Below are 2178 nucleotides of genomic sequence, written 5' to 3'. Positions count from 1 at the left end.
GGGCATTGTGTCGGGTACGGGCAAGCTGACCAAGACGGGTGCTGGCGTCCTGACGCTTTCGGGGAATAATACTTACGTGGGCGGGACGGCGATCACGGCTGGCACGCTGCAGATCGGTAACGGCGGGACGACGGGCCGCATTATGGGGGATGCCGCGATCGATGCCGGTGCTGCGCTTGCCTTCAACCGCTCCAATAGCCTGACGTTCGGCGGTGTCGTATCGGGTGCGGGTCGGGTGGTGCAGGCAGGCAGCGGTACGACCGTGCTGACCGGCACCAACAGCTATTCTGGTGGGACGGCGATTACGGCTGGCACACTTTCGGTCGGGGCAGACAACAATCTGGGTGCAGCGGCAGGCGGGGTGGAGATCGGTGTCGGCACATTGCAATTGAGCGCTGCCTTCAATTCGGGTCGCGCCATAACGCTGTCGGATGCGGCCAGCACCATCGACAATGCGCATGACAACACGCTTTCGGGCATTGTGTCGGGTACGGGCAAGCTGACCAAGACGGGTGCTGGCGTTCTGACGCTTTCGGGGCAGAATACTTACGCGGGCGGGACGGCGATCACGGCTGGCACGCTTTCGGTCAGCGCGGACAATAATCTGGGTGCAGCGGCAGGCGGAGTGGAGATTGGCGCAGGTACATTGCAGTTGAGCGCTGCCTTCAATTCGGGTCGCGCCATAACGCTGTCGGATGCGGGCAGCACCGTCGACAATGCGCATGACAACACGCTTTCGGGCATTGTGTCGGGTACGGGCAAGCTGACCAAGACGGGTGCTGGCGTCCTGACGCTTTCGGGGAATAATACTTACGCGGGCGGGACGGCGATCACGGCTGGCATGCTGCAGATCGGTGCTGGCGGGACGACGGGCCGCATTATGGGGGATGCCGCGATCGATGCCGGTGCTGCGCTTGCCTTCAACCGCTCCGACGTGATGGGTTTCAGCGGTGTTTTGAGCGGTACTGGAACGCTGAAGCAGGTTGGATCGGGCACGCTGACGCTATCGGGCGACAGTTCCGGCTTTGCCGGCAAGACAGGGGTACAGGCAGGTACCCTTCTGGTTGATGACAAGCTTGGCGGTGCGGTGGAGGTCGCCGCTGGCGGCGCGCTTGGCGGCAAGGGAACGATCATCGACAATGCCGTGCTTGATGCCGGAGGCGCCACGCTGGTGGGGCGTGAGGGCCAGACCCTGACCTTTGAGAAGGGTCTGACGCTTGCAGGCGGCAACAACATCAATGTGGCGCTCGGCGCGCCAACGACCGTTGGCCTGTTCAATGTCAAGGGCAGTCTGACACTGGCCGGAACGCTCAATGTGACCGATCTGGGCAGTTTCGGCCCCGGCCTTTATCGTATTTTCGATTATAGCGGTGCGTTCACCGACAATGGTTTGGTGCTGGGTACGGTTCCAGGCGGCCCTTCTGGAATGAGCATCCAGACCGCGATTGCAAACCAGGTCAATCTGGTCAATGCCGCAGGCATGACACTCAATTACTGGGATGGCGGCGATCCTGCCCTGCACGGCAACAATCAGATTGATGGGGGGAACGGGATATGGAACGTGGATACTCACGGTTCGGATTGGACCGACAAGGACGGTACGCTGAATGGACCATGGACCAATGGCGAGTTTGCCATTTTTGCCGGCAAGGCGGGCACGGTGACGGTGGATAATACGGCGGGCGCGGTGTCTGCTGCGGGTATGCAGTTTTCCACCGACGGTTATCGTCTTGAGGGCGATGCGCTGACGCTTTCCGACACGACGAACAACGCCATGCCGATCGTGCGTGTGGACAAGGATATCACTGCTACGATTGCCGCAGAGCTTCAAGGCACACAGGGCCTCAACAAGACGGATTTCGGCACGTTGGTCCTAACGGGTGCGAACAGTTACACGGGCGGAACGAAGGTCAGTGAAGGCACGCTGCAGATCGGTGATGGCGGGACGACGGGCAGCATTGTGGGCGATGTCGTGCTGGACCAGACGGCGCATGATGTAGGAACATTTGCGTTCAACCGCTCCAACAGCCTGACGTTCGGCGATGTCGTATCGGGTGCGGGTCGGGTGGTGCAGGCAGGCAGCGGCACGACCGTGTTGACCGGCACCAACAGCTATTCGGGCGGAACGGCGATCACGGCTGGCACGCTTTCGGTCGGGGCAGACAACAATCTGGGTGC

At 61.3% G+C, this 2178-nt stretch carries 1 protein-coding gene; it reads left to right on the top strand.

Translation table 11 applies throughout. The annotated features are described in order from the left end of the window. Window positions 1-2178: autotransporter-associated beta strand repeat-containing protein (locus tag JNC70_RS22705; protein ID WP_374789048.1), on the top strand; the 2178-nt coding region annotated here is incomplete at both ends.

The sequence above is a fragment of the Brucella oryzae genome, assembly GCF_041929965.1.
Classification (GTDB): domain Bacteria; phylum Pseudomonadota; class Alphaproteobacteria; order Rhizobiales; family Rhizobiaceae; genus Brucella; species Brucella oryzae.
This window is presented reverse-complemented; position numbering and strand designations above follow the sequence as displayed.